Raw genomic sequence first — 20,543 nt, forward strand, 5'->3', positions numbered from 1 at the left:
CGCGCTCAGTGCGGTTCGGGTGCGGGCTCCAGGAGCAGGACCGGGATGATCCGCTCGGTCCGTTCCTGGTAGTCCGCGTAGTTCGGGAACGCCTCGACGGCGCGCCGCCACCACACCTCGCGCTCCTCGCCGGCCGCCTCCCGCGCGATCATGTCGAACACCTGCTCGCCGTCGCGCACTTCGACGCGCGGGTCGGCGATCGCGTTGTGGTACCAGAGCGGGTGCTTCGGCGCCCCGCCCAGCGACGCGACCGCCGCGTAGACGCCGTCGTGCTCGACGCGCATCAGCGGGGACTTCCGCAGCTTCCCCGACTTCCGCCCCACCGTCGTCAGCACGATCACCGACATCCCCTGCGTCGAGACGCCCCGGGTGCCGCCCGAGCGCTCGATCTGCTCGACCTGCTTGCGGGAGAACTCCAGCGTGCCGGGCTCGTACTCGCCTGCGAGGGGCATCCGCGGTCCTTTCGTCGAAGATCGGCCTTCAACACCGGCAACGCGATCACGACCGGAGTGATTCCCGGATCGCCGGTTCGGAGAGGTGGCCGGTGAGGAAACCGGTGAGCCAGTGCTGCGCCGGGGTGCGGGCGTGGCTGTGCCGCGTGTAGACCGACACCTGCGCGGGCTCGATGTGCATCGGCAGCTCCAGCAGCCGCACCGGGTGGTCGGCCGCGAAGACGTCCGCCACCAGGCGCGGCACCATCGCGACCAGGTCGCTGTCCTGCACCAGGTACGGCAGCGTGGAGAAGCGCGTCACCTCCAGCACCACCCGGTCCAGCAGCCCGCGCGCTTCGAGCGCCCGCCGCGGCCCCTCGTGCCCGGTCGGGCCGAACACCGCGATGTGCCGTTCCGCGGTCAGCTCGGGCACGGACACCCGCGGGCCGCGCAGCCGCGGATGCGCGGCCGCCACCATGCCGACGTACCCCTCCGAGAACAACGGGATGCGCGCCACCCGCTGCGAACTGATCAGCGGCGAGGCCACGAACGCATCGATCTCGCCGCGGCCCAGCTGGTCGACCGCGCTCGCGACGTCCAGCGGCCGCACCGTCAGCGTCACCCCGGGCGCCTGCGCCGGCAGCGCCGCCATCAGGCGCGGCAGCAGGGACAGCTCACCCAGGTCCGACAGGCACAGCGTGAACCGGGCCTGCGCGGTAGACGGGTCGAACGACCGGGCGCCGCTGACGGCCGACTCGATGTCGGCCAGCGCGGAGTGCCACGGCGGGTACAGGGCCTGCGCGGTCGTCGTCGGCGCCAGCCCGCCGCCGGTGCGGCGGAACAGCTCGTCGGAGAACCGGCGGCGCAGCTTCTGCAGGCTGTAGCTCACCGTCGGCTGGGTGACGTGCAGCGACTCCGCGGTGGCCGTGACGCTGCGGGTCTCGTAGAGGAGCACGAACGTGCGCACCAGGTTGAGGTCGAAGTCGCGCATCATCGATCCTGTCTATGCGGGCGAGTGGCAACATTGATTGGAGCATGCGCGGGCGATCTGTCACGCTCGGGGCGACCCCACCGCCGAGGAGGACCCCGCGCATGCCGACCGTCCGGAAGATCGCCCACGAGTTCCTGGAACGCCGTGGCCTCACCACGATCTTCGGCAACCCGGGGTCCAACGAGCTGCCGTTCCTGGCCGGCCTGCCCGCGACCTTCCGGTACGTGCTCGGCCTGCACGAGGGCGTCGTGGTCGGCATGGCCGACGGTTACGCGCAGGCCACCGGCCGTCCGGTGCTGGTCAACCTGCACGCGGCCGCCGGGTCGGGCAACGCGATGGGTGCCCTCACCAACGCCGTTTACTCCCGCTCGCCGCTGGTGCTGACCGCGGGGCAGCAGGTGCGCTCGGCGATCGGCCTGGAGGCGATGCTCGCCAACGTCGACGCCACGCAGCTGATGCGCCCGTTGGTGGGCTGGTCGGGTGAGCCCAGTTGCGCCGCCGACGTGCCGCGCTCGCTGGCGCAGGCGGTGTTCGAGGCCGAACTCCAGCGCCGCCCCACCTACCTGTCGGTGCCTTACGACGACTGGTCCGCCGAGGTCGGCGACAACCCGGTCCTCACCCGCACCGTGCACCGTGGTCTGTCACCCGGGGACGGCCAACTCGACGACCTCGCCGAACGCGTCCGGGCCGCGGGCAACCCGGTACTGGTGCTCGGCGGGGACCTCGACGCGCTCGGCCTGTTCGACCGCGCAGTCACCGTCGCCGAGCACCTCGCCCTGCCGGTCTGGATCGCGCCGTCGCCGCACCGTCTGGCGTTCCCCAACCGCCACCCGCTCTTCCGCGGCGTCCTGCCCGCCGGGATCGGCCAGGTGTCCGCGGCATTGGCCGGGCACGACCTCATCGTCGTGCTGGGCGCGCCGGTGTTCCGCTACCACCAGCACGTGCCCGGGCCGTTCCTGCCCGAGGGGGCCGCACTGGTCCAGGTCACCGACGACCCCGGCGAGGCGGCCCGCGCGCCGGTGGGGGAGTCGCTGGTCGCCGACCCGGGTGCGGTCCTCGACGGACTCCTCGCCCGCCTGCCCGCGCGTGCGGGCGGGGACACGGTGTTCGCGCCGAACCCGGAACCCGCCACGGGGGAGCGGGCGCTGCACCCGGAGCAGGTGTTCGCCGCGCTGCGCGAGACCCAGCCCGCCGACACCGCCTACGTCGTCGAGTCGACGTCGACGAACTCCGCGTGGTGGCGCCAGATGGACCTGCGCCGGCCCGGCTCGTACTTCTGGCCCGCCGCGGGCGGGCTCGGGTTCGGGATGCCCGCCGCGGTCGGGGTCGCGATGGGCCTGCCGGACCGCCCGGTCGTCGGCGTGATCGGGGACGGTTCGGCGAACTACGGCATCACCGCGCTGTGGACCGCGGCGCAGTACCGGGTGCCGGTGACGTTCGTGATCCTGCGCAACGGCACCTACGGCGCACTGCGCTGGTTCGCCGGCCTGCTCGGCACGACCGGCGTGCCGGGCACCGAGATCCCGGGTCTGGACTTCACCGCGATCGCCGCCGGGTACGGGGTTCCCGCGACCACCGTGTCCGGTGTGGACGATCTGCGCGCCCAGCTCAAGACCGCACCGGCCGGACCCCGCCTGATCCAGGTCGACACCGAGCTCACCACGCCCTGAGTCCCCACACCGGAAGGAGAACGGCAATGACGACGTCTCCCGCCCGCTCGGCCTGGACGGCGGTGCTGTGCTGGCTGACCGTCCTGCTCGAGGGCTACGACCTGGTCGCGCTCGGCGCGACCATCCCGACGCTGCTCAAGACCGGGCACCTCGGGTTCACCGCGGCCGGCGCGACCGCCGTGGCCACCGTGTCGCTGGTCGGCGTCGCGGTCGGCGCGGCCGCGCTCGGGCCGCTCACCGACCGGTTCGGCCGCCGGGTCATGCTCATCGGCTCGGTGCTGCTGTTCTCGGTGTTCACGCTGGTACTGCCGCTCGCGCCGAACGTGGCGACGTTCGGCGTGTTCCGGTTCGTGGCCGGGATGGGGCTGGGCGCCTGCATGCCGGTGGCGTTGACCGTCATGTCGGAGAACCTGCCCGCGCGGCGCCGGGCCAGTGCGAGCACGTTCACCATGACCGGCTACCACGTCGGCGCGGTGCTGACCTCGCTGCTGGCGCTGGCCGCGGTGGAGAACTGGCACGTGCTGTTCTACGGCGGCGGCATCGCCGGTCTCGTCGTGGTGCCGATCATGTGGTGGCGCCTGCCCGAGTCGGCCGCCTACCTGGAGGCGAAGCAGCGGCCGGACGCGGAGAAGTTCAGCCTGCGCGACCTGCTCGGCCCGAAGTTCCGGCGCGTCAGCGTCGCGGTGTGGACCGGGTCGTTCATGGGCCTGCTGCTGGTGTACGGGCTGAACACGTGGCTGCCGCAGCTGATGCGCACCGCCGGCTACCCGCTGTCGACGTCGATCACGCTGCTGCTGGTGCTCAACATCGGCGCGGTGATCGGGCTGGTGCTCGCCGGGGTGATCGCCGACCGCTTCGGCATCCGGCCGATCGCGCGGATCTGGTTCGGCGCCGGTGCCGTGCTGCTCGCGCTGCTGAGCCTGAAGATCGGCAACAGCGTGGTGCTCAACGGTCTGGTGCTGCTGACCGGTGTCTTCGTGTTCTCCGCGCAGGTGCTGATCTACGGGTACGTGGCGCACGCGTTCCCGGCGCAGGCCCGCGGCACGGCGCTCGGCGTGACCTCCGCGGTCGGCCGGCTGGGCTCGATCGTGGGCCCGTTCGTGACCGGAGCGCTCGTCACGGCCGGGGTGGCCTACCCGTGGGGCTTCTACTTCTTCGCGATCGTCGCGGCACTGGGCCTGGGCGCGATCCTGCTGCTGGGCTCGCCGCGCCGCGAGGCGGCGGCCGCGGGGCTGGCTTCACCCGGCCAGGAACGGCTCCAGCACTGACACCAGTTCCGCCGGCCGGTGCAGCGGGATGATGTGCCCGCAGTCCTCGATCAGCTCCTCGCGCAGGTCGTCGGTGTGCGGCCGCAGCTGGCGGGCGAGCGCGTCGCCGACCGGGTGGGCGCCGACGGCCAGCGTGGGCACCGTCAGCCGCGCTCCCCGCGTCACCGCGGCGATCTGCCGTGCGCTTTCCGGCAGGGCGCGGTAGTAGGAGAACGCCCGGCGCAGGGCGGCGGAACCGGTGTAGGCGCGCACGAACGCGTCCCGGACGCCCGCCGGGACACCCTGACCGTGCGTGCCCGCGTCGAGGAAGAAGTCGAGGTAGGCGGCCTCGTGCCCGGCCAGCACCTCCTCGGCGAGCCCGGGCACGGCGTGGAACCCGAACCACCACGGCGGGCCGCCGGCGAGGAAGTCCTCGGCGCCGGGCAGCGTCCCCAGCAGCGACTCCATGAGGACCAGCCGGCGGACGCGGTCCGGGTTCCGCAGGGCCGGCAGCGCGGCGGGCGGGGTGCCGGCGTCGATGCCGACGACGGCGGCCGACCGTTCGCCGAGCGCGTCCAGGATGCCGAGCGCGTCGTCCGCGAGCGTCGCCGCGTCGTGACCGTCCGTGGCGTCGCTGCCGGTCCAGCGCAGGTCCGGGGCGAGCACCCGGTACTGCATCGCGAGCCGGGGCATCACCTCCTGCCACAGCTGCCACGTGTGCGGGAAACCGTGCAGCAGCAGGACGGCGGGACCGGTGCCGGCGGCCGCCACGGTGGTGGCGATGCCGTTGGTCCGGATGCTGTGCAGTTCGACGGGCATGGAGCTCCTCCCGCAGTTACCATTGGTGACCACGTCAACGTAGGGAACCGGCGCCGAGCCGGGAAGACCGCACTTTGGGGACAGGTGGTGAGCTCGAGGTGACCCCGTCGCCCCGCGGTGATCTGTTCGACCCGGACTGCCCGACGCGGCGGCTGCTGGACCGCATCGGCACGAAGTGGACGTCGATGGCGGTCAAGGTCCTCGCGGAGGCCGCGCCGGGCGAGGTGCGCTTCGCCGAGTTGCGGCGGCGGATGCCCGGCGTCTCGCCGAAGATGCTGTCCACGACCCTGCAGAACCTGCTCCGGGACGGCCTCGCCGAGCGCCGGGTCGAGCCGACGGTGCCGCCGCGAGTGCACTACCGGCTCACCGGGCTGGGCCTGTCGCTGGAGGCGGCGCTCGCCGTCGTCCGGGACTGGGCCGAGACGCACATGGCCGAAATCGACCGGGCCGCGGGGGAGAGGTCTTGAACGGCGTTCGGAGGGCGAATCGGGGCGGTTCGGGCGCCCACTGTGTCGAACTTGCCATTCCGCAGGTCGTCCGGCCAATGAGCACCCGGAAACGCGGCGTTGAGGTTGCCCATTTCCGCCCCATCCGTAACGGTAGGTCGACCAATGATTTAGGTTTGACCCGTTCGGGTTAACGCATCGGAAGGGAGGCCGCGCCCCTCGCGAAGGCGCGTGCGTATGTCTGCTGACTCTGAAGCCGAGGTCCGCGCAAGAGTTCCCGAGGAGACCGGTATCGCCGGGCACCTCCCGGACGAGCACGTGCCTCCGGTCGGTGACGCCGGCAAGCCGCCGCAGACCGATCGCACGGTCTTCGGGGTGGCCGCCGGGCTCGCGCTGGCCATCATCGTCTGGGGTATCGCCTCGCCGGGCAGCCTGGCGAACGTGGCCGACACCGTCCTCAACGACGCCGTGATCCCCTACGGCGGCTGGGCGTTCGTGCTCGCCGCGAGCGGGTTCGTGGTCTTCGTCGTCGGGCTGGCGGTCAGCCGCTACGGGCGCATCAAGCTGGGCCAGGACGGGGAGAAGCCGGAGTTCCGGACGTCGTCGTGGATCGCCATGATGTTCAGCGCCGGCATGGGCATCGGCCTGATGTTCTTCGGCGTGTACGAGCCGGTGTCGCACCTGGCCAGCCCGCCGCCGGGCACCGCCGCGCCCAACTCGGACGAGGCCGTGCACACCGCGATGGCCACGACGCTGTTCCACTGGACCGTGCACCCGTGGGCGATCTACGCCGTCGTCGGTCTCGCCATCGCCTACAGCACGTTCCGCCGTGGCCGCAGCCAGCTGATCAGCGCGGTGTTCGCCCCGCTGCTCGGCAGGCGCCGCAGCGAAGGCCCGCTGGGCAAGGCCATCGACGTGATGGCGATCTTCGCGACCCTGTTCGGGTCCGCCGCGTCGCTGGGCCTGGGCGCCCTGCAGGTCGGCGGCGGCATGGCCTCCGTCGGCTGGATCGACAACCCCGGCACCGGCCTCCTGGTCGGCATTATCGCGATCCTCACCGTCGCCTTCATCGCCTCGGCGGTGTCCGGCATCGCCAAGGGCATCCAGTGGCTGTCCAACATCAACATGGTGCTGGCCGCGCTGCTGGCGGTGTTCGTGCTGGTGGTCGGCCCGACCGTGCTGATCCTCAACCTCGTGCCGAGCGCGATCGGCGACTACTTCCGCGAGCTGGCCGAGATGTCCGGGCGCTCCGGCGTCACCGGCGGCCAGGAGATGCAGACGTGGCTGTCCGGGTGGACGGTCTTCTACTGGGCGTGGTGGATCTCCTGGACCCCGTTCGTCGGCATGTTCATCGCGCGCATCTCGCGCGGCCGCACGATCCGGCAGTTCGTCCTCGGCGTCATCGCGGTGCCGAGCGTGGTCAGCCTGGTGTGGTTCGCGATCTTCGGCGGCGCGGCGATCGAGAAGCAACGGTCCGGTGTGGACATCGCGGGTGCGGGCAGTTCGGAGTCCGCCACGTTCACGCTGCTGGAGCACATGCCGTGGTTCGTGCCGATGGCGATCCTGGTGATGATCCTGGTGTCGATCTTCTTCGTCTCCGGCGCGGACGCCGCGTCGGTGGTGATGGGCACGTTGTCGCAGAAGGGATCGGTCAACCCGCACCGCAACCCGGTGATCTTCTGGGGCGTGCTGACCGGTGCCGTGGCGGCGGTGATGCTGCTCGTCGGCGGCGAGGACGCGCTCACCGGGCTGCAGAACCTGACGATCCTGGTGGCGGTGCCGTTCGTCCTGATCATGATCGCCTTGTGCGTGGCGCTCTACCGCGACCTGCGCACCGATCCGCAGGTGATCCGGGAGCGCGAGATGCTGCGGTCGCTGTCGGAGATCCACGACGAGCGCACCGGTGAGGAGCGCAAGCACCGCCGCCTGCGCGCCCGCCGGACCTGATCGCGGAGCCGGCCACCCGGCCGTGGGGTCGCCCGGGTGGCCGGCTCTCGCTCAGCCGAGGTTCAGCGCGTCCATCGCCGCCGCGGCCATCGCGGCCTCGCCCCGGGCGTTGGGGTGCACCACGACGGGGTTGCCGCCCTGCAGGACGGGCTCGATCCACCGCACGTCCGGAGCCTGGCAGGCGTCGTGCCCCTCGGACGCCTCCGACAGGTCGACGTAGGTGACCCCGGTCGCCTCGGCCGCGCGCTCGACGGCGTCGTTCAGGGTGGTCTGCAGGCTGCGCAGGTAGGGGACGTCACCGGCGGCGACCGGCATCTTGTCGAAGCAGCCGCCCGTCGCGGGGAGGATCCACGGGTAGCCCAGGATCGCGACGTCGGCGTCCGGGGCCCTGTCCCGCACCGCGCGCAGCGCGCCGACCAGTGCCGGGTAGGTCTTGGTGCGGACGGTGTCCTCGAAGCTCGAGCCGTAGATGTCGCGGCACGGGCTGCCCTGGCCGAGGGTGAGGACGCCGGCGCTGCCGCAGGCGAGGATGGCGCTGATGAACACGCCGCTGTCGTTGCCGCCGATCGTCATCGTGACGACATCGGTGCCGGCGTCGAGCGCGTCCACCTGCGGCGGCACGCCGGGGTACTGGGCGGTGGTGAAGTGCCTGGTCTCGGCCGCGCCGCAGGTGACGTCCGTCAGGTGAGCGCCGGTCTCGGCGGCGATCAGGTGCGGGTAGTTGCGCGACGAGCGCAGGCACAGCGGTGAGGCGGCCGGATCCGCGGGCAGGACACCGGAGGCCGCGCTGTAGGAATCGCCCAGCGCCACGTAGTCCAGCGTCGCGGCGTTGGCGGCGGGAGCGGTCGCGAGGGCGGCGGTCGCGGTGGCGGCGGCGAAGGTGGCGGCGAGGCGGCGAGACATGCGGGCTCCCGGGCGTCGTTGGCGGGCTACCTACTGGCGAGTAGCCAGGGCTTGATGATGTTCGGGCATCCGCGAAACGCTTGTCAAGCCACCGGACGGGGCGCTCGTCGCCACGACCCTGCCCGCTCGCGCCGGACGCCGGACGGGTGCACGTCGCGATGGTGCTGTCCGGGGCCGTGGTGAACCGGCCGGTCGTGCCCTGACGCCCTACGCTCACGGGCATGGACCTCTTCGCCGGGATCGCGGTCAGCGACTACGCGGCCGCCCGCGAGTGGTACGAGCGCCTGCTCGGACCGATCGCGTTCCGGCCGAACGACGTCGAGGCGGTGTGGGAGCTGGCGCACCACCGCTACCTCTACATCGAGCGCCGGCCGGAGCACGCGGGCCACGCGCGGCACACGATCTTCGTCGACGACCTGGACGCGGTCGTCGGCGAGATCGCCGGGCGCGGCCTGGAGCCCGCGGCGCGGGAGACCTACGGCAACGGCGTCCGCAAGATCACCTACCGCGACGCCGACGGCAACGAGATCGGCTTCGGCGGGGCCCCCGTGGGGTGAGCCCCGCCGGAGGTCGCTTCAGGCCCGCGCGCACGAAGGCGGTCACGATGTGCCGCTGCGGCACCAGGTAGATCCCGGACGCCGGCAGGTGCGGCGGCCCGGCGGGAGCAGCCTCCACGGCGCGGCCGTCAGGCAACCCGGTCGTGGGGATGAACTTCTCGTCCACCTCCCTGATCACCTCCCTGATCACCGGCGAGAAAAACCGCTTCGCCGCCTGTGCTGTGGACGTTCTCAGGATGGATAGTGTAACTTCCCGTAGTGGATAGCAGAACTATCCGACTTGGGAGGAGTTCGCATGACTGCCCTGCTCGGCCGCGCCCCGGCCTGGCACCGTCCGATGATGTGGACCGCCGGGCTCATGGCCGCGATGGCCGTGGTCTCGCTCGGCGGGCTCGTGTTCGACGACCGTGTCCTGCTCGGCGCGCCCATCTGGCTCAAACCGTTCAAGTTCGCCGTCTCGATCGCCGCCTACTGCGTGACCTGGGCGTGGATGCTCAGCCAGCTCGACCGCGGCCGGCGGCTCGCCGACCGTGTGTCCACGGCGATCGTGGTGATCCTGCTCGTGGAGTACGCGATCATCGTGACCCAGGTGGTCCGCGGGCGGGCCAGCCACTTCAACGCCGCGACCCCGTTCGACGCGACGCTGTTCTCGATCATGGGCGCCTCGATCGCGGGGCTGTGGACCGCGACGCTGGTGCTCACGATCCTGGTGCTGCGCACGAGGATCGCCGATCCGGCGGCGCGGTGGGCGATCCGGCTGGGTGCGCTCGTCTCGCTGGCCGGGCTCGCGCTCGGCGGCCTCATGCTCGGCCCGACCGAGACCCAGGCCCGCTCCATGCGGGAGGGCACGTTCGAGGGGTTCGTCGGCGCGCACAGCGTCGGGGTGGCCGACGGCGGGCCGAGCATGCCGGTCACCGGCTGGAGCACCACCGGCGGCGACCTGCGCATCCCGCATTTCGTCGGCATGCACGCCCTGCAGGCGCTGCCGCTGTTCGCGCTGCTGCTCGGGGTGCTGGCCAGGAGGTTCAGCCGGGTGCGGTCCGAGCTGGTGCGCGCGCGGCTGGTGCTGGTCGCGGCGGCCGGGTACGCGGGTCTGGTGGCGCTGGTGACGTGGCAGGCCCTGCGCGGCCAGCCGCTGATCCACCCCGACGCCTCGACGGTGCTCGCGCTCGCCGGTCTCGTCGTCGCCGTGGCGGCGGGCACCTCCTGGTCCCTGGCCACCGAACCCCGCCGTCCGGAAGTGAGCGTGTCGTGAGCACGACGACCCTGTTCGACACCACCTTCGCCCTCGCGGCACCGTTCTGGGCGCTGATGATCTTCGCGCCCGGCTGGTCGGGCACGTGCCGGATCATCGGCTCGCCGTGGATCGTGGTCCCGCCGATGGCGATCTACACCGTGTTCGCGGCCGGTGAGTTCGGGACCCTGTGGTCGGTGGTGAGCAGCCCGGACCTCGAGGCCCTGCGGGCGTTCCTCGGCACGCCGGAGGGCGCGGCGGCGATCTGGGCGCACCTGATCGCGTTCGACCTGTTCGTGGGCCGGTGGATGTACCGGGACGCGCGGGAACGGGGCGTGCACCACGCGTTCCTGGCGCCGATCCTGGTGCTCACCATCCTGCTGTCGCCGTTCGGGGTGCTGGCCTACCTGGTGGTGCGCTCGGTCGCCCCGGCCAGGGCGGCGAGTCCGGCGTCCGCCGGGTGAGACCATCGGCGGGTGACCCGCGTGATCGCCGTCGACTGGTCCGGGCGGAACGGCCCGGACCAGCGGCGGGCGATCTGGGTGGCCGAGGTGGTCGCCGGGCGGTTGGTGCGCCTGGAGAACGGGCGTAGCCGCGACGAGGTCGTCGAGTGGCTGATCGGCCGCGCCGGGCCGGATCTGGTGGTGGGGATGGACTTCGCGTTCTCGCTGCCGGCCTGGTACCTGCGTGAGCGCGGGCTCACCGCGCGCGGGCTGTGGGCGGCGCTCGCCGACGAGGCGCTGACCGCGGCGATGCGGGCGCACGGCCTGTCACGGTGGTTGTCGGCGCCGGAGCCGCCGTTCTGGAGCACGCGCAAGGCGGTGCCGGCCGGTCGGGAGTTCCGGCGCACCGAGGAGGTCGTGCGGGCGGCCGGGTATCCCGCCAAGTCGGTCTTCCAGCTCGTCGGCGCGGGCCAGGTGGGGCGCGGTTCGCTGTACGGGATGCGCGCGTTGCACCGGCTCGCGGGCGCCGGGTTCCGGATCTGGCCGTTCGACCCGCCGCGGCCGCCGTTCGTCGCCGAGGTCTACCCGCGGATGTTCACCGGCCGGGTGGTCAAGAGCGACCCGGCCGTCCGCGCCGGCGCGGTGGCACGGATTCCCCGGCCGTGGCGGGACATCGCGGCGTCCACAGAGGACGCTTTCGATGCGGCGATGACCGCGCTGGGCATGGCGGGCGGGTCCGTCGAGGACTCACCCGGTGGCGAACTGGAGGGCTGGATCTGGGGCGCGTGAGAGGATGGCACGTGCCCACCAACGAGGAGATCACCCGGCACCACGAGCCCGACCCCGGCGAGAACCCGTGGGTGCACGGCCCGCCGCCCGCGGCGCCGGTGGTGATCGTGCCCTCCACGCCGGAGTGGCCGCGCCGCTACCGGTGCCTGGCCGCCGGGATCCGCGCCGCGCTCGGTGCGGCGGTGCTGGACCTCGAGCACGTCGGGTCCACCTCGGTCGAGGGGCTGGCCGCGAAGGACGTCATCGACATCGACCTCACCGTGGCCGATCCGCGCGACGAGGACGCCTACGTGCCGCCCCTCGAGGGGCTCGGGTACGTCCTGACGATCCGGGAGCCGTCCTTCCACCAGCACCGGTGCCTGACGCTCGCCGAGCCGCGGGTCAATCTGCACGTGTTCGGGCCGGGCTGCCCGGAAACCGTCCGGCACCGCCTGTTCCGCGACTGGCTGCGCACCCACCCCGAGGATCGCGACCGCTACGAGCGGGCCAAGCGCAGCGCGATCCCCGGCGGCGGGACCGTGATGGACTACAACGCCCGCAAGCAGGACGTGATCCGCGAGATCTACGACCGGCTCTTCCGCGCGGCCGGGATGCTCTAGCCGAGTGGTCCGCGCCTCCTCCGGTACTCCATCGCGGTTCCCTGATTCCCGACTTCGAGCGCCTCGCCGAGTTCGCGCCACTGCGGCATCGCCGAAGTGCCCGGCTCCACGCCGATGACCTGGATTGTCACGTGGTTCGCGCCCGCCACGAGGTGCTCGCGCAGCCGCTCGGTGATCCGCTCCGTCGTGCCCCAGAAGACGAGGTCGTCGACGATGCGGTCGCTGCCGCCGTGCGCGAGGTCGTCGTCGGTGTAGCCGAGCTTGTGGAACTTCGCGATGTTGTACGGCGAGGACAGGTAGGGCCGCAGGTGCTCGCGCGCGATCGCCCGGGCTGTGGCCGCGTCGGGCTCGAGCAGCACGGCGTGCTCGACGGCGAGGAACGCGTCCGGCCCGAGGATCTCCCGCGCCCGCGCGGTGTGCGCGACGTTGACCTTGTAGGTCTGCGCGCCCGCGGCGCGGTCGCGCGCCAGTTCGAGCATCTTCGGCCCGTACGCGGCCAGGATGCGCCGGATCGGGGTCGTGGGCGCGGGGTTGGGCGAACTCACCCGATCCAGCTCGTCCAGGTACCCGCGCATGGCCGCGAGCGGTGTGACGCCGGGGCGCGGGGTGCCGCCGAACCCGAGGCCGAGGACGTGCCGGCCGGGGTAGGCGTCGGCCAGCAGGGTCGCCGCGCCGTGCGTGGACGCGGCGGGGTGCGACCAGATCTGCGCGATCCCGTTGACGACGCGCATCCGCCGGGTGGCGGCGAGCAGGAGCCCGGCGTGCGTGAAGGCCTCGCGTCCGAGGAGTTCGGGGAACCAGACCGCGCGCCAGCCCCGGTCCTCGAGCTCCTGGACGGACTCGCGCATCCGCGCGGCCGGCTGGTGCTCGAAGTCGAAGGTGTAGATCCCGAAGGTGCCGAGGTCCTCGAAGCGCATACATCGAAGTATCGCAGAACCTCGATATGGCAGCCAAGGGTGGTACCGCCGGCCCGGCCCGTACCAGCTGCAGGCGCGCGCGAGGCGTTCCTCGCTGGCGCAGAGGGAGACCCCGCAGCCGCTACCTGCACCACCGCGCGGCGGAGCAGGACTGACGGCGGCGGGGCGTCAGAGCGTGCGCCCGAGCACCTCGACGAGGTCGGCGATCCGCTGCTCGTCCCGCCTGTAGTGCGTCCACTTGCCGACCCGGGTCGCCCGGACCAGGCCGGCCCGCTGCAGCTCGGCGAGGTAGGCCGACACCGTCGACTGCGCCAGCCCGGCCTTGGCCTGGATGTGGCTGACGCACACGCCGACCTCGGCCGGGTCCGCGATCGCCCGGTCCATCGGGAAGTGCCGCTCGGGTTCGCGCAACCACGCCAGCAGCTGCAGGCGCACCGGGTTCGACAGCGCCCGCAGCGCGCGGACGACGTCGGGATCCGGTGAGACCGCGGCTTCCGTCATGTCCCCAGGTTACCGACGTATCGAGGGACGTCGATGTCAGTGTGACGGGTTGCGGCGCGGCTTGATGCGGGTGTGCGGCAGCTCGGGTGCCGGCAGCCGGGACACGCGCCCGGTGTAGCCCTCGACCTGCCCGAACTGGTCGGACTGCGCCTGCCACGCCTCGCGGTAGGCGGCGATCTCGTCGTGGCTGCGGCCCACGAAGTTCCACCACATCAGGATCTCCTCGGCGAACGGCGTGCCGCCGAGCAGCAGCACCCGCGCCGGCCCGTCGCCGTCGTTGGCCAGCTCCAGGTGGTCGGCGCCGGGCGCGAGGTAGGCCAGCTCGCCGTTGCCGAGCGCGGTGCCTTCGACCGTCACGCTGCCGGTGTCCTGCAGCACCCCGTGTTCGAACGCCGGGTCGGCGTCGAGCGACACGCGCGCGCCGGGGTCGAGCGTGAGTTCGGCGCCGAGGAGCGGGGTGAACGCCGGCACCGGTGACGTGCTGCCGGCGAGGCTGCCGAGGAAGACGCGGACCGCCGCGCCGGGCAGCGTGACCAGCGGCGGCGCGTAGTGCCGGAAGTCGCGCCCCGTGTGGCGGTGCTCGTCGGGCAGCGCGATCCACAGCTGCACGCCGTGCAGGATCGTGGTGTCCGGCGTGGAGACCTCCGAGTGCGCGATACCGTGCCCGCCGGTCATGAGGTTGAGCTCACCGGGCCGGACGAGGCCGTGCGTGCCGAGGCTGTCCCGGTGCTCGATCACGCCGCTGAACAGCCAGCTCGCCGTCTGCAGTCCGGTGTGCGGGTGCGGCGCGACGTCCATCCCGCCGCTCACCGCGACGTCCTCGGGACCGTAGTGGTCGGCGAAGCACCACGCCCCGATCAGCGACCGCTGCCGCTGCGGCAGCGTGCGGCGGACACGCAGGGCGCGGGGACCGCCGAGGGGAACGTCCCGCGGGGTCAGCACGGTCACCCCGCGGGAGGAGGGCCGGTCCGCGCAGACCAGCTCGGCCGGGTTCGCCTCGACGTTGCTCATGCCGTCCATCCTGCCAGCGCGTAGCCGCGGGTGGCGGCGGGTAGGCCTGTGCGGTGAACGTTTCCGAAGCGAGCCGCGGCATCGACGCGATGCCGGACATCGTGCTCAACGCCGCCACCGATCCAGGGCAGGTCAAGGCGTGGCTGACCGACGTGGCCGGCGTGCGCCCGGAGGACGTGCGCTGCCGCGCCGACGGGTCACGCGTCGAGCTGGAGTGGTCCTCCAGCCGGGCCGAGCTGCGGGCCGAGGCCGCCGGTGCCGGCGCGAGCGCGGTGCACCTGCGCCTGACCGGCGACGCCGGGGCGGGCCCGGCCGGCGCGGCGCTGGACGCGCTGGCCACCCAGGTCGACCAGAACTTCAACCCCGGCTGACGGCCAGTGCCCGCAGGCCGGTGTCGAAGGTGTGCAGCGCGGCGCCCACGGCGGCCGCGGCGGTCATCTCGAAGATCTCGTCCTCGGTCGCCGGCAGACGGGTGATGTCGGCGTCGGTGATGCGGTACGAGGCGTCCCGGACCAGGGCCGTGTAGGTGCGCCACGGCTCGTCCAGGCCGGTGCCGGTGCCCGCCGCCCGGCGCAGCTCCGGCGACGTCACGGCCGCCGCCTCGAACACCGCGTGCCGCAGGTTCGTCACCGGATCGCCGTGGTCGGTCCGGTCGCCGCCGGCGAGGAGGAAGCCGGGGAAGGCGTAGCCGAACCGGTGCAGCGCGCGGGTGCCGGTGTGCACCTGGTCGCCGCGCAGTGTGAACCCGAACGCGTTGGCCAGCCGGTTCACGACGTTCCACACGAGGTCGACGTGCAGTGCCTCCCGCACGGCCGCCTCCGGCAGCTCCACCTCGGCCGTCTCGCCGGTCCGGGTCGCGTCGAGGAACGCCCGGATCGCGGCCACCTCGGGACGGCCGCGCCCGCCGGTATCGATCTCCCCGTGCCCGGCGATGCGGACCAGCTCGGTGTGGGAATCGGCGCAGAACGGGCACCGGTGGAACCGCGCGGTGGTCATCGCCAGGTACTCGCGCTCGGCCGGCGTCCAGAAGGACGGCCCGCGCATCGCCGGGACCGTGATCGCCAGCAGGGGCCGGGCGAAGAAGTCCGGCCGGTACAGCAGCGTCCGCACGATGTCCGGCGCGTCGCCCCGCCCGGTCACGGCGAGGAACAGCCGGGCGCGCGCACGGTGGCCGTTGTCGAGAATGGACAGTCTCATGAGGACTCCACATCGGTGAGCCGCCCGGACAGGTAGCGGCGGTCGGCGGGATGGGCGGCCAGGTCGAGCGCCCTGCGGTAGGACGCGGCGGCCTCGGCCCGGCGGCCGAGCCGGCGCAGCAGGTCCGCCCGCGTGGCGTGGAACAGGTGGTACCGGTCGAGCCCGTCGATGCGGTCGGCCAGGGCCAGGCCGGCCGACGGTCCCTCGGCCATGGAGACGGCGACCGCGTGGTTGAGCGCGACCACCGGCGACGGTGCGGTCCGCAGCAGTTCGGTGTACAGGGCGGCGATCCGCGGCCAGTCGGTCTCCGCGGCCGATGGTGCCTGGGCGTGCAGGGCCGCGATCGCCGCCTGCACCTGGTACGGCCCGGGGGCGCCGTGCCGCAGCGCGCGGTCCAGCACGCCCATCGCCTCGGCGATCTCGGCGCGGTCCCACCGGCCGCGGTCCTGGTCGGAAAGCAGGACCAGCTCGCCGTCGGGGGAGTGGCGCGTGCTGCTGCGCGAGTCGTGCAGCAGGAGCAGCGCGACCAGGCCCAGTGCCTCGGGTTCGTCGGGCATCAGGGCCGCGACCAGTTTCGCCAGCCGGATCGCCTCCTGCCGGAGCGGTGCGGAGTCTTCGGAGGTCGTGTACCCCTGGGTGAAGATCAGGTACACGACCGCCAGCACGCCGGTCAGCCGTTCCGGGAGCAGGTGGTCGGCGGGCACGGCGAGGCTGATCCCGGCGTCGCGGATCTTGCGCTTGGCCCGCACCAGTCGCTGCGCCATCGTCGGCTCCGGGACGAGGAACATCCGCGCGATCTGCGCGGCCGTCAACCCGGCCACGGCCTGCAGGGTGAGCGCGACGCGCGCCTCGGGGGCCAGCGCGGGGTGGCAGCAGGTGAAGACCAGGCTGAGCCGCTCGTCGCCCACGTCGAGCAGGCGGTTGTCGTCGAAGCCGGTCATCGCGGCCGCCCCGGGGTCCGCCTGGGCCTCCTTCGCCCGGCCCACCCGGTCCCGGCGCAGCCGGTCGACCACCCGGTTGCGGGCGGCGGTGAGCAGCCACGCGACAGGGTCGCCGGGCACCGTGCCGCGCCAGTGCCGCAACGCCAGGGCGCACGCGTCCTGCAGCGCGTCCTCGGCCAGCTCGAAGTCGCCGAGCACGCGCACGAGCGCCGCGAGCATCCGCGCCCGGTGCTCGCGGTAGACCTGCTCGACGGCCTGGTCAGCCGCCTGCTGCCGCATGCCCGGCCGGGGAGTTGTCGACGCCCGGTGCCCGCACCAGCGGCCGGACCTCGATGGTGCCGGTCTCGGCCATCGGGCACAGCGCAGCCAGCTCCAGCGCCTCGTCGAGGTCCCGGCAGTCCAGGACGTAGTAGCCGCCGAGGTGCTCGTGCGTCTCCACGAACGGGCCGTCCGTGATCAGGGTCCGGCCGTCCCGCACGCACACGGTGGTGGCGGTGTCCTCGCGGTGCAACGGGTCGCCGGCGACCAGCGCGCCGCGGCGGCGGCACTCGTCGGCGAACGCGTTCACCCTGGCCAGGGCCTCGGGAAAACCCGGATCGTCCGGCTCCGGCCGCTCGCAGTTGTAGATCATCAGCAGGTAGCGCATGTGTCCTCCCGGTCGCTCACCCCAGGATGACGAACGGGACACCCGGAACTCGACACCTTGCGGGGAATTTCCCCGCACCGCGTGCTCAGCGGGGGGTGTAGCTCAGGCAGTTCGCGGCGTGCGAGCCGGGTTGCGCGCCCCACCCGCACAGCCGGCCCTGGTCACAGCGGGCGCGAGAACCGTGGACCGGTGGCCCCGGAAATGATTCCCACCCTTCGGGCGATTGTCCTGAGACGGCGGTCAGGCCGACCGGGCCGGGTAGGGCGACCAGGGCAGCACTTCGCCGAACCGGACGAGTTCGCCGTAGTGTTCGGGTTTCACCGGCTCGGTGGCGAGGTCCAGCAGCGGGACGGCGGCGGTGGCCGGGGCGGCCGCGTCCCGGACGTCCCACCACAGCGCGGACGTCGGGGTGTTCATCATGCCCGGGCACACCGCGGCCAGCAGGATCCCGCGCGCCAGGTCGGCCTCGCGCCGCTGCCCGGCCAGTGCCCGGACGGCAGCCACCTGGCCGATCTTCGACGGGATGTTCACGAACCCCGGCCACGCGCCGGAACGGGCGCTGCCGTCGGCGACCGCGTCCCGCCAGGCGGTGACCTGCTCGTCCACCTCCTCGAGCGAGGTCAGGCCGTCGAAGTGGCGGTGCAGGACCGGCGCGAGGTGGTGCAGCCTGCCCAGCGAGCTGGCCACCACGAGGAGCCGGCCGTCGTCGCGCAGCAGGGGCGCGAACGCCCGCAGCAGGCGGGTGGTGCCGAAGTTGTTGACCTGCGTGTAGGCGCCGACGACGGCGCGCGGGTCGTCGTCGGGCCCGACGCGCATCACCGCGTTGCCGAACACGATGTCGACCCCGCCGTGCCGATCCCGCAGCCGGCCGGCGAACCGGCCGGCGGCAGCGGGATCGGCGACGTCGAACACCTCGCCGACGACCCGCGCCCCACCCGCCGGCACGGCTTCGGCGGCCCGGCGGACCCGCTCGGCGTCCCGGCCGGTCAGGTAGACGGTGTCCGCAGTGGACAGACGCTGCGCCAGTCCCTCGACCAGCGCCAGGCCCAGGCCCTGGGTGGCGCCGGTGACGACCGCGACTTTCGCTCCGCTGTTGCTCATGACTCCACGCTAGGAACGCCGGAGCCATCCGGGTAGCGAAAGTTCCGCAACGCGGGTATTCCTGTTCCTCATGGCCTTCACCGATGCCTCGCTCACCGCGTTGCGCGTCTTCCGCGAGGTCGCGGAGCGGGGCACGCTCACCGCCGCGGCCGCCGCGCTCGGCTACACGCAGTCGGCGGTGTCCCGGCAGATCGCGTCGCTGGAACGGGCCGCGGGCGCGCCCCTGCTGGAACGGCGCCACGACGGCGTGCGGCTCACCCCGGCCGGCCGGGTCGTGGTGCGCCGGGCGGCCGGTGTGATCGACCAGATCGACGCGACCGCGCGTGAGCTGGCCGGGCTGCCCGGCGAGGAGGGCACGGTCCGGCTCGGCTGGTTCGCCAGCGCCGGCGCCGCACTCGTGCCGCGGGCGCTCACGGCGTTGCGGCGCGCCCATCCGGCGATCACGGTGATCACGCGCGAGGGCAGCACCCCGGCGCTGGTGCGCGCGCTGCGGGCCGGCACGATCGACCTCGCACTCCTCGCGGCCGCGCCGCCGTTCCGCCCGCCGGACACCGAAACCCCCGCGCTGGTGCTGCGGACGCTGACCGAACGCAGCCTGCGTGTCGCCGTGCCCGCCGCGCACCCGCTGGCCCGCGGTGACTACGTCGACATCGCCGATCTGCACGGGCAGCGGTGGATCGCCGGCACCGGTGACGACCGGGTGATGGGGGTCTGGCCCGGGCTCGACGAACGCCCCGAGATCGCGCACACCGCGCGCGACTGGCTGGCGAAGCTGCACCTGGTGGCGGCCGGGTTCGGGATCACCACGGTGACGGAGTCACTGACCGGCGTGGTGCCGGCGGGGGTGCGGGTGCTGCCGGTGCGGGGCGGGCCGTCCGAACGGCGGCGGTTGTGGGTGGCGCGGATGCCGGGGCCGGCCGCGGACGCGGCCGAACGGGTGGCGCAGGCCCTGCGCGCGGCGGCGATCGACGGGCCGGGCGACCGGCCTACGCTGGGGGAATGAGCATGGCGCGTGATCTCGCCGCAACGCGGGCGTTCTTCGGCCCGCGGGCGGCGACGTGGGAGATCAAGTTCCCCGACGACGGGCCGCGCTACCGGCGTGCGGTGGCGGACTTGGCGCCGCCCGCCGGTGGTGCGGTCGCCGACATCGCGTGCGGAACCGGGCGTGCGCTGCCCGAGCTGCGGGCGGCGGTGGGTCCACAGGGGACGGTCATCGGGCTCGACGTGACACCCGAGATGCTCGGCGAGGCGCTGGCGCGCGGCCGGGGCGAGGCCGCGGCCCTGCTGCTGGGGGACGCGCTGCACCTGCCGTTCGCCGACGCGGTACTGGACGCGGTCTTCGCGGCCGGCCTGGTGGCGCACCTGCCCGACCCGGTCGCGGGGCTGCGGGAACTGGCCCGGGTGTGCCGCCCCGGCGGCCGGCTGGCGCTGTTCCACCCGATCGGCCGCGCGGCCCTCGCGCGCCGCCAGGGCCGCGCCCTGACGGACGACGACCTCCGCCGCGAGCCGAACATCCGCGCGGCGCTGGGAGCCGCGGGATGGCACCCCGAGCTGGTCGACGACGGTGCGGAGCGTTACCTGGTGCTCGCGAGCCGCTGACCCGGGCCGAGGCGGCGTGACCGGCGGCGGCCGCACCGGGCAGAGGTGCTCCGGCGGGTGGCCGCCCCCGGGGCACCGGAAGCGCTGGAGCCCGCCGCCACCGAGCCGCAGCCCGGCGCGGGCCTGACCCCTCGCGGGCCTGAGCCCTCGCGGGCAGGGCGCTACTGACCCCTCGCGGCCCAGTCCGGCGCACCGGCAGCTGGGCGTGTTGCCTGGTGGGCACGGCTCGGGCGTGCCGCTAGCCGGGCTCGGGCGCTGCGTCGGCCAATCCGGCGGGGCCGGCGTGCCTCCAGTTCCGGCGGCGCGCCCACCAGCCCGGCGGGGCCAGCGCGCTCCGGCCCGGCGGGGCCGGTGTGCCTCCAGCTCCGGCAGTGCGCCCCACCAGCCCGGCAGGGCCAGCGCGCCCCAGCCCGGCGGGGCCAGCGGTGCCCCGGCCCGGCGTGCGGCCGGTGTGCCTCCAGCTCCGGCAGTGCGCCCACCGGCCCAGCGGGGCCGGCGTGTCCCGGCGCGGAAGGGCCAGCACCCCGGCCCGGCGTGCGGCCAGCGCGCCCCGG

23 protein-coding genes are annotated in these 20,543 nt (G+C 73.5%); 12 read left to right on the forward strand and 11 right to left on the reverse strand.

What is annotated here, in order from left to right; all coding sequences use genetic code 11:
- Positions 1 to 5: 5 nt before the first annotated feature.
- Together FB470_RS24825 and FB470_RS24830 are read right to left on the reverse strand one after the other, a co-directional pair.
- Positions 6 to 452 (reverse strand): nitroreductase family deazaflavin-dependent oxidoreductase, encoded by a 447-nt coding sequence (locus FB470_RS24825; protein WP_306995306.1) that lies wholly within the window; start codon positions 450 to 452, stop codon positions 6 to 8.
- Between the two features lie 46 nt (positions 453 to 498).
- Positions 499 to 1,425 (reverse strand): LysR family transcriptional regulator, encoded by a 927-nt coding sequence (locus FB470_RS24830; RefSeq protein WP_306995307.1) that lies wholly within the window; start codon positions 1,423 to 1,425, stop codon positions 499 to 501.
- Positions 1,426 to 1,523: 98 nt separating this feature from the next.
- Here FB470_RS24830 and mdlC point away from each other — a divergent pair, with 98 nt between their 5' ends.
- On the forward strand, positions 1,524 to 3,092 hold the full coding sequence (mdlC, locus tag FB470_RS24835; RefSeq protein WP_306995309.1) for a benzoylformate decarboxylase: 1,569 nt from the start codon (positions 1,524 to 1,526) through the stop codon (positions 3,090 to 3,092).
- Positions 3,093 to 3,118: 26 nt separating this feature from the next.
- Positions 3,119 to 4,360: an MFS transporter gene (locus tag FB470_RS24840; RefSeq protein WP_306995311.1), complete on the forward strand. Its 1,242-nt coding sequence runs from the start codon at positions 3,119 to 3,121 to the stop codon at positions 4,358 to 4,360.
- Here the strand turns inward: FB470_RS24840 and FB470_RS24845 are convergent.
- Positions 4,331 to 5,158 (reverse strand): alpha/beta fold hydrolase, encoded by an 828-nt coding sequence (locus FB470_RS24845; protein ID WP_306995312.1) that lies wholly within the window; start codon positions 5,156 to 5,158, stop codon positions 4,331 to 4,333. The genes FB470_RS24840 and FB470_RS24845 overlap by 30 nt on opposite strands.
- 98 nt (positions 5,159 to 5,256) lie before the next feature.
- Here FB470_RS24845 and FB470_RS24850 point away from each other — a divergent pair, with 98 nt between their 5' ends.
- Positions 5,257 to 5,625: a winged helix-turn-helix transcriptional regulator gene (locus FB470_RS24850; protein WP_306995313.1), complete on the forward strand. Its 369-nt coding sequence runs from the start codon at positions 5,257 to 5,259 to the stop codon at positions 5,623 to 5,625.
- Between the two features lie 216 nt (positions 5,626 to 5,841).
- Complete coding sequence (locus tag FB470_RS24855; protein WP_306995315.1) at positions 5,842 to 7,551, forward strand: BCCT family transporter; 1,710 nt, start codon at positions 5,842 to 5,844, stop codon at positions 7,549 to 7,551.
- Positions 7,552 to 7,602: 51 nt separating this feature from the next.
- On the opposite strand, the gene FB470_RS24860 is transcribed toward FB470_RS24855, so the two are convergent.
- A complete protein-coding gene (locus tag FB470_RS24860; protein WP_306995317.1) occupies positions 7,603 to 8,454 on the reverse strand; it encodes an SGNH/GDSL hydrolase family protein in 852 nt (283 codons plus the stop codon).
- A gap of 221 nt (positions 8,455 to 8,675) precedes the next feature.
- On the opposite strand from FB470_RS24860, the gene FB470_RS24865 reads away from it, so the two are divergent.
- From FB470_RS24865 to FB470_RS24885, 5 genes are all read left to right on the forward strand, one after another.
- On the forward strand, positions 8,676 to 9,011 hold the full coding sequence (locus FB470_RS24865; RefSeq protein ID WP_306995319.1) for a VOC family protein: 336 nt from the start codon (positions 8,676 to 8,678) through the stop codon (positions 9,009 to 9,011).
- A 295-nt stretch (positions 9,012 to 9,306) separates the two neighbouring features.
- Positions 9,307 to 10,266 (forward strand): hypothetical protein, encoded by a 960-nt coding sequence (locus FB470_RS24870; RefSeq protein ID WP_306995321.1) that lies wholly within the window; start codon positions 9,307 to 9,309, stop codon positions 10,264 to 10,266.
- The gene (locus FB470_RS24875; RefSeq protein ID WP_306995323.1) at positions 10,263 to 10,709 is read left to right on the forward strand and encodes an ABA4-like family protein; all 447 of its coding nucleotides are present in this window, start codon (positions 10,263 to 10,265) and stop codon (positions 10,707 to 10,709) included. The genes FB470_RS24870 and FB470_RS24875 overlap by 4 nt, the downstream gene beginning before the upstream one ends.
- A gap of 12 nt (positions 10,710 to 10,721) precedes the next feature.
- Complete coding sequence (locus FB470_RS24880) at positions 10,722 to 11,477, forward strand: hypothetical protein (protein ID WP_306995324.1); 756 nt, start codon at positions 10,722 to 10,724, stop codon at positions 11,475 to 11,477.
- 11 nt (positions 11,478 to 11,488) lie between these two features.
- Entirely contained in the window at positions 11,489 to 12,076 is a 588-nt protein-coding gene (locus FB470_RS24885; protein WP_306995326.1) for a GrpB family protein, read from the forward strand.
- On the opposite strand, the gene FB470_RS24890 is transcribed toward FB470_RS24885, so the two are convergent.
- From FB470_RS24890 to FB470_RS24900, 3 genes are all read right to left on the reverse strand, one after another.
- Positions 12,073 to 12,993 carry a TIGR03620 family F420-dependent LLM class oxidoreductase gene (locus FB470_RS24890; protein ID WP_306995327.1) on the reverse strand — a complete coding sequence of 307 codons (921 nt, stop codon included), beginning with the start codon at positions 12,991 to 12,993 and terminating at the stop codon, positions 12,073 to 12,075. The genes FB470_RS24885 and FB470_RS24890 overlap by 4 nt on opposite strands.
- Before the next feature lie 168 nt (positions 12,994 to 13,161).
- A complete protein-coding gene (locus FB470_RS24895) occupies positions 13,162 to 13,494 on the reverse strand; it encodes an ArsR/SmtB family transcription factor (protein ID WP_306995328.1) in 333 nt (110 codons plus the stop codon).
- A gap of 36 nt (positions 13,495 to 13,530) precedes the next feature.
- On the reverse strand, positions 13,531 to 14,505 hold the full coding sequence (locus FB470_RS24900; protein WP_306995329.1) for a pirin family protein: 975 nt from the start codon (positions 14,503 to 14,505) through the stop codon (positions 13,531 to 13,533).
- Positions 14,506 to 14,558: 53 nt separating this feature from the next.
- Between FB470_RS24900 and FB470_RS24905 the strand changes: the two genes are divergently transcribed.
- Positions 14,559 to 14,876: a hypothetical protein gene (locus FB470_RS24905; RefSeq protein WP_306995331.1), complete on the forward strand. Its 318-nt coding sequence runs from the start codon at positions 14,559 to 14,561 to the stop codon at positions 14,874 to 14,876.
- On the opposite strand, the gene FB470_RS24910 is transcribed toward FB470_RS24905, so the two are convergent.
- The 4 genes from FB470_RS24910 to FB470_RS24925 form a co-directional block, all read right to left on the reverse strand.
- Complete coding sequence (locus FB470_RS24910; RefSeq protein WP_306995332.1) at positions 14,863 to 15,702, reverse strand: carboxymuconolactone decarboxylase family protein; 840 nt, start codon at positions 15,700 to 15,702, stop codon at positions 14,863 to 14,865. The two genes, FB470_RS24905 and FB470_RS24910, sit on opposite strands and share 14 nt — an antisense overlap.
- Positions 15,699 to 16,922 (reverse strand): RNA polymerase sigma factor, encoded by a 1,224-nt coding sequence (locus FB470_RS24915; protein WP_306995333.1) that lies wholly within the window; start codon positions 16,920 to 16,922, stop codon positions 15,699 to 15,701. The genes FB470_RS24910 and FB470_RS24915 overlap by 4 nt, the downstream gene beginning before the upstream one ends.
- Positions 16,903 to 17,289: a YciI family protein gene (locus tag FB470_RS24920; protein ID WP_306995335.1), complete on the reverse strand. Its 387-nt coding sequence runs from the start codon at positions 17,287 to 17,289 to the stop codon at positions 16,903 to 16,905. Before FB470_RS24920 ends, FB470_RS24915 begins: the two co-directional genes overlap by 20 nt.
- A gap of 240 nt (positions 17,290 to 17,529) precedes the next feature.
- Positions 17,530 to 18,390, reverse strand: a complete 861-nt coding sequence (locus FB470_RS24925) for an SDR family NAD(P)-dependent oxidoreductase (protein ID WP_306995337.1) — start codon at positions 18,388 to 18,390, stop codon at positions 17,530 to 17,532.
- Positions 18,391 to 18,460: 70 nt separating this feature from the next.
- Here FB470_RS24925 and FB470_RS24930 point away from each other — a divergent pair, with 70 nt between their 5' ends.
- Entirely contained in the window at positions 18,461 to 19,393 is a 933-nt protein-coding gene (locus tag FB470_RS24930) for a LysR family transcriptional regulator (protein WP_306995339.1), read from the forward strand.
- Complete coding sequence (locus FB470_RS24935) at positions 19,390 to 19,989, forward strand: class I SAM-dependent methyltransferase (RefSeq protein ID WP_306995342.1); 600 nt, start codon at positions 19,390 to 19,392, stop codon at positions 19,987 to 19,989. Before FB470_RS24930 ends, FB470_RS24935 begins: the two co-directional genes overlap by 4 nt.
- The last annotated feature ends 554 nt before the right edge of the window (positions 19,990 to 20,543 follow it).

It is taken from the genome of Amycolatopsis thermophila (assembly GCF_030814215.1).
In the GTDB taxonomy this organism is placed as follows: Bacteria; Actinomycetota; Actinomycetes; order Mycobacteriales; family Pseudonocardiaceae; genus Amycolatopsis_E; species Amycolatopsis_E thermophila.